This window comes from Clostridium sp. UBA4395 (assembly GCF_002390995.1).
Taxonomy (GTDB): Bacteria; Bacillota; Clostridia; order Clostridiales; family Clostridiaceae; genus Clostridium_J; species Clostridium_J sulfidigenes.
Genome location: NZ_DGRF01000059.1, coordinates 73,506 through 79,634 on the forward strand (window position 1 = coordinate 73,506; position 6,129 = coordinate 79,634).

Sequence of the window (6,129 nt, forward strand, 5' to 3'; positions counted from 1 at the left end):
ATCAATGGTTTCAAGCCCTAGAATGTAATTATGCACACTCTAGGGCTTTTGTGGGTGGAAATATATTTATAACATTGGTTGATGGTATTCAGTTTTCAATGGTATGGAAAGATTACTATCCACAGTGAAATTTTTCAAATAAAAAATAAATTGACCTAAATAGACTACTGTGCTAAAGTAAATTATAAATTACAAAATAGTTTAATATTTAAGTTTTCTAGGGTTCCGCAGTTTATAACTGGCAGGTCCGAGAGAAAACGCACAGTTAATTGTGTACACGGAAGGATAAAAGCCTGGGAGATATTTTAATAATATCACTTATGGCTTTTTTATTTTTATTTCTTTTGAATAAGTCATGAGATATTATTATACTAATCTTAACTACTACTAATTAAAGGAGGATTTCTAATGAAAAAGTTTGTCATTGAAAATGAATTTTGGAGCCTATTTCCAAGTGCGAAAATCGGAGTAATTGTTTGTTATGGTATAGATAATACTATAAAGGATAAAGAGGCATATAAAAACATGATTTTAAATTCAGAAAAGGAAGCCTTAAAGTATTTGCAAAACGCAGAATTTAGCAGTAACGAAGTTATAAAAGTATGGAGAGAGGCGTTTAAAAAGTTTAAAACAAAGAAGGGTGCAAGGTCATCAATTGAGGCGTTACTAAAGAGAGTGCATAATGGAAATCAATTAGGGACTATTAATCCACTTGTTGATATTTATAACTCTGTTTCATTAACATATGCACTTCCTTGTGGTGGTGAGGATATAGATACATTTGTTGGGGACATAAGATTAACTAAGGCTGTTGGAAATGAAAATTTTGTAGTATTAGGAACGGATAAAAGTGAACCACCATACGAAGGTGAAATAGTATATAAAGATAATGAGGGAGCAATTTGTAGGTGCTGGAATTGGCGTGAATCAGTAAGAACCATGCTTACTGAAAATACAAAAAATGCTTTTTTGTGTATTGAATTAATTGATGAAAAAAGAACAGAAGAGTTCGAAAATGCTTTAAAAGATTTAGAGAAAGCAGTACAAGATAATTTAGGAGGAACATGTAAGGTCTCAATTCTTGATATTAACAATAAAGAAGTAACAATACTTTAATTTGAGGAGGATAAGTTAATGAGTGGTTTCAGTTATAAAGATATTTATAGTGAAGATGGGAAAAGAATATTAGAAGTTAATATACTTCCAGAAAAACATTGTAACTTTGATTGTATATTTTGTCCTATTGGAAGATCGCAAAATAAGGTAGATACCCAGAAGTCCTTTGATGAAATGGATAGTTCATTAAAAGAACTGGAAAGCGTGATAGAAAAAACTAAAGCTGAATTAGTTTTTATTAATTCAAAAGGAGAAGCTTTAGTGAATGAAAATATTATTGATATAATTAATATTATTAAAGGTAAAGGGTTGCCAGTGAAGCTATTATCAAACGGTTATATCCTAAACTTACCAGAATTTAAAGAAATTGCAAATATGTGCGAGGAAGTTATTGGTGAAATAAAGGTTGCTTCAAATGAAGATTTCCAAAAAATCCAAAGGCCAATTGAAGGATACACTTTTGAGAGTCATATTTCAAATATGAAAGCTTTTAGAGAGCAATATAAAGGTAAATTTATATTAGAAGTAACTATTCTAAAGGGCTATAACGATGATGAAGAATCCATACAGAAACTAAAAAGTGTTATTAAAGAAATATCTCCTAACAAGGTAATTATTGAAAGATTAGAAGATGAAAGGTTTAAGAAAAAACTTGGTATATCTGATGAAAGATTTGAGGAAATTTCAAATTCATTACTAAATATTTAGTAATGCTCATATTAAATATAAATTATAAATATTTTAAGAGAATCCTAAATGTAAAAAGGATTCTCTTAATTTTTAATAAGTATTAAAAATTAGTAAGAATATTATGGATTAAGTTGTGTCATTAATTCTTAAAATATGTACAGTTATAGTAAATAATGGTATTATATTATGAAGAGTTGTACATATAAAGTTACTAATGGTAAATTTTTTATAAAAAAGGAGGAAATGATGTTTTTTAATAATATAGAAACAGAAAGATTAGTTCTTAAAAACATATCCAGTGATGACAGAGATTTTATATTTAGTGAATTTTCTGATGACGTAGTTAATAGGCATCTATTTTATGCAGAGCCATTAACTGATGCTGAAGGTACAGATGAAATTATTAATTTTTATACACAGCAGGAACCACGATTACAGAATCCTTGGATTATAATAAGAAAATCAGATGGGATTAAAATGGGTACATGTGGGTTTCATTGTTGGAATAAAAGAGAGTATAAAGTTGAAATTGGTTATGATCTTAAAGAAGAATTTTGGGGAAATGGTTATATGCAAGAAGCGATTAAAGAAATTATAACATTCGCCATTATAAATATGAAAATAAAAGAGATAAGTGCATGCATTTATATTGACAATAAAAGGTCAATTCATCTTGTTGAAAATCTTGGATTTGTTTTATCTGGTTCAACATATGAATTATTTAGAGATAAAAAATATTTGCATAATATATATTCCCTTTATACAATCAATTTAACATAATCTATCTACGGCGCGATGATGTTGACCAAGCTTTAAAAATTAATCTTCCAGACAAAACATAACAAAAAAAGTCGGGAATAACTGCGTGAAAAGCAATATGATATAAATGTAGACAGGAGTGATGAGTATGGGATGGATTGAATGTATTGGTGAAGCTATTAGTTACATCGAGGAAAATATCACCGAGGAACTTACAATGGAGAAAATTGCAACACAGGCTTTGGTGTCACCTTTTTATTTCGAAAAAGGATTTGCAATGCTTTGTGGTTTTACGGTTGGAGAGTATATTAGACAACGTAGGCTTACTATTGCCGGCAGTGAGCTTGTATCTACTGATGAGAAAATTATTGATATTGCAGTGAAATATGGCTATAACTCACCAGATAGTTTCACAAAAGCCTTTACTCGTTTCCATGGTGTCACACCTACTGCAGTTCGAAAAGACGGAGCAATGATTAAATCTTTTGGGACCTTAAAAATCAAATTTTCATTGGAAGGCGGTTATATTATGGATTACAAAATTGTTGAAAAAGATTCATTTACAGTCATGGGAGTATCAAAGGTATTTAAATATGATAGTGCAACTAGAGAAATTCCACAGTTTTGGACAGAGCATTATCAAACAGGAAAGGGTAAAGTTGTGTGCGGAATGTACGGTGTATGCATTGATGAGAGTATGGGTTCAGATGAATTTGAATACTTGATTGCCGATAATTATATTCCATCCACATTAACTCCAGAGGGTTTTATTACAAAGATTATTCCTAAACACACTTGGGCTGTTTTTGCCTGCAAGGGTGCAATGCCAAAATCATTGCAAGATGTAAACCAAAAAATCTTCTCAGAATGGCTACCTAACTGTAAGGATTATGAAATTGCAGCTGGTTATAACATTGAAATGTATACAAATATAGCTGATTATCCAAAGGGTAATCAGGATGAAAATTATTACAGCGAAATTTGGATTCCTGTTAAGAAAAAATAATTTAAAGGTAAAAAAACCAATGCTTAGTGTTATTAAGTATTGGTTTTTTATGTAATTAGCAAATGTTAATGTGATATACTAAAAGAACACATATAAGATAAATATTAAGCATATCTTTAAAGAAATATTTTTTCAAGAATATTGACAAACTTATGGCCAAATTAAAAGATGATATAATATAAAGGAGAAGATAAGAAATGTTTAGTTATAAAATATTAGATAAAACAAGTATTGAAACACTTCATAAAACGTTTTCAGATGCATTTTCTGATTATCAGGTTAAGATGGATTTACCTATCTGGAAGTTTAAGCAAATGCTTCAAAGAAGGGGTTATGTCTCCGAAATGTCCATAGGTGCATTTAAAAGTGAAATGTTAGTTGGATTCGTTTTAAATGGATTTAGAAATTGGAATGGAAAATCAACAGTATATGATCTTGGGACAGGCGTTACAGTTGAATATAGAAGACAAGGTATCACAAGCAATATGCTTTTAAATATCAAAAAAGAGCTTAAAGAAAAGCAAGTAGAGCAATACTTACTTGAAGTAATTAAATCTAATACATCTGCGGTTGAACTATATAAAAAACAAGGCTTCGAGATTCAAAGAGAGTTCCAATGTTTTCATCTAGATAAAAATAAATATAATCCAATAACAACCTATATGGTTGAACATGTTGACAAAATTAACTTAAGACAATTAACAGGATTTTGGGATTTTGAGCCATCGTGGCAGAATTCTATTGATTCTATAAGCGCTATACCAGAAGCATTTCAATATTCTATTGTGCGTTTTGATAACAACATTGTCGGCTATGGCATTATTGATAAGAAAACAGGAGATATTCCACAAATAGCAGTGAATAAGGATTATAGGGGTAAAGGAATTGCAAGAAGTATAATGACAGATATGATAAAAAATACAGAATCACATAAAATCAGCGTTCTTAACGTAGAGGATCAATCTGAATCGACTAAAAACTTTTTACTCCAATTAGGGTTTGAATATAGTGTTAGTCAGTATGAAATGCTTTTGAAGATATGATTTTATTGATCTGACATAACATAAGGCTGGCTACTCAACTCGGGTAATATATTGTGGTATTATAGCATGCGTATATTGAAAAATAAGTAGGTTATAGAAATATATATTAAGGGGATTTTAAGCATGCATACAACTGATGTTATAGGCAATTGAGTAGAGTTGATGACTAATAAGTTTAACATGTACTTTGGTTTATATATGGATGAAAAAGGAGTCATTTAGATATATAGAGTTATAAGAAATAGAGGAGTGAAAAAATATGAAAAGAACAATGCTAAAGAGTTCAGTAATTATGAAATTAAAAGAAAAGATTGAATTAGGAAACACTGAAGCTATACAAGTGTTTTGGAATAACATTGAGAAAGGTAATGCTCCATTAATAGAGAAGATAGATGGTGATTCAGAAAATAGTTTAGTTACTTTTGTTTATAAGGGCAATGGAGATATTGAAAATATAGTTCTTATATTACCAATAGGGAGAGATAACTTAGAGGAAAATAAAATGGAGAGACTTTTAGATACAGATATATGGTATGCAAGCTATGAAATTAATAGCAAATTACGCTTTCAATACTCTTTTTCTGTTAATGATTCTCTTGATGTTAATTGTGAAAAGAGATGGAATAACTTAGAATATGATAAGTTAAATAAAAATATATTAGTTTTTAAAGAAGAAAATGAAGAGGATGAAGTGGATTCATATGTAGTAATGCCAAATGCAGAGGAAGAATTTTGGGTTAAAGAAAGAAATGATACTCATAAAGGAATCATACATGAACACGAGTTTTATAGTGAAAATATAGAAGGTAGTCGTAGAGTTACTATTTATACACCTTATGGTTATGATGAAGATGATAAACCTTATAAGTTTTTAGTTCTAACTGACGCGGAGGAGTACATTAATATTCTTTCAGCTAGAAATGTAATAGATAATGTAATAGCAGATAAAAAAATTGAACCTATAGTTGCAATATTTATTGGCTCTATAGGAATGAGAGATAAAGAATTAAGTTGTGATGATGCCTTTGGAGATATGATTGTTAAAGAACTACTTCCATGGATTAGAAATAATTATAATATTTCTGGTCAAGCTGATGAGGCTATAATTGGAGGATTAAGTTTAGGTGGATTGACGGCATCATATTTAGGATTAAAACATTCCGAAGTTTTTGGAAATGTACTTTCTCAATCAGGTTCCTATTGGTATAAACCAAAAGATCATGATGGTCATGAACTAGATTGTTGGATAAGTACTAAATTTAAGACAATAGAAAAGTTACCACTTAAGTTTTATTTAAATGTAGGGGTTCTAGAACATAAAGAAGGTATGATTGGTACAAATAATATATTAAAAGATGTTTTAATAGAAAAGGGATACGATGTCTATTTTGAGTATTTCAATAGTGGACATGATTACTTATCATGGGGTGAAACATTGGCTAATGGATTAATTTCATTAATAGGAGAAACTTGCTATTAAATATATGGCTAAATACTATAATAGTGCACTTTCAC

Annotated in this window: 6 protein-coding genes and 1 riboswitch; all 6 genes read left to right on the forward strand. The window is 29.7% G+C overall.

Going from position 1 to position 6,129, the window contains the following annotated elements:
- Positions 1 to 206: 206 nt before the first annotated feature.
- A riboswitch (guanidine-I (ykkC/yxkD leader) is annotated at positions 207 to 302 on the forward strand.
- 106 nt (positions 303 to 408) lie between these two features.
- Positions 409 to 1,116: a B3/4 domain-containing protein gene (locus tag B2694_RS11150; RefSeq protein WP_346885801.1), complete on the forward strand. Its 708-nt coding sequence runs from the start codon at positions 409 to 411 to the stop codon at positions 1,114 to 1,116.
- Between the two features lie 18 nt (positions 1,117 to 1,134).
- Positions 1,135 to 1,824, forward strand: coding sequence for a radical SAM protein (locus B2694_RS11155; protein WP_346885802.1), 690 nt, complete (start codon positions 1,135 to 1,137; stop codon positions 1,822 to 1,824).
- A gap of 228 nt (positions 1,825 to 2,052) precedes the next feature.
- Positions 2,053 to 2,586 (forward strand): GNAT family N-acetyltransferase, encoded by a 534-nt coding sequence (locus tag B2694_RS11160; protein WP_346885803.1) that lies wholly within the window; start codon positions 2,053 to 2,055, stop codon positions 2,584 to 2,586.
- Positions 2,587 to 2,713: 127 nt separating this feature from the next.
- Positions 2,714 to 3,571, forward strand: a complete 858-nt coding sequence (locus B2694_RS11165) for an AraC family transcriptional regulator (protein WP_346885804.1) — start codon at positions 2,714 to 2,716, stop codon at positions 3,569 to 3,571.
- Between the two features lie 197 nt (positions 3,572 to 3,768).
- Positions 3,769 to 4,614, forward strand: a complete 846-nt coding sequence (locus B2694_RS11170) for a GNAT family N-acetyltransferase (protein ID WP_346885805.1) — start codon at positions 3,769 to 3,771, stop codon at positions 4,612 to 4,614.
- A gap of 259 nt (positions 4,615 to 4,873) precedes the next feature.
- Entirely contained in the window at positions 4,874 to 6,094 is a 1,221-nt protein-coding gene (locus tag B2694_RS11175; RefSeq protein ID WP_346885806.1) for an alpha/beta hydrolase-fold protein, read from the forward strand.
- The last annotated feature ends 35 nt before the right edge of the window (positions 6,095 to 6,129 follow it).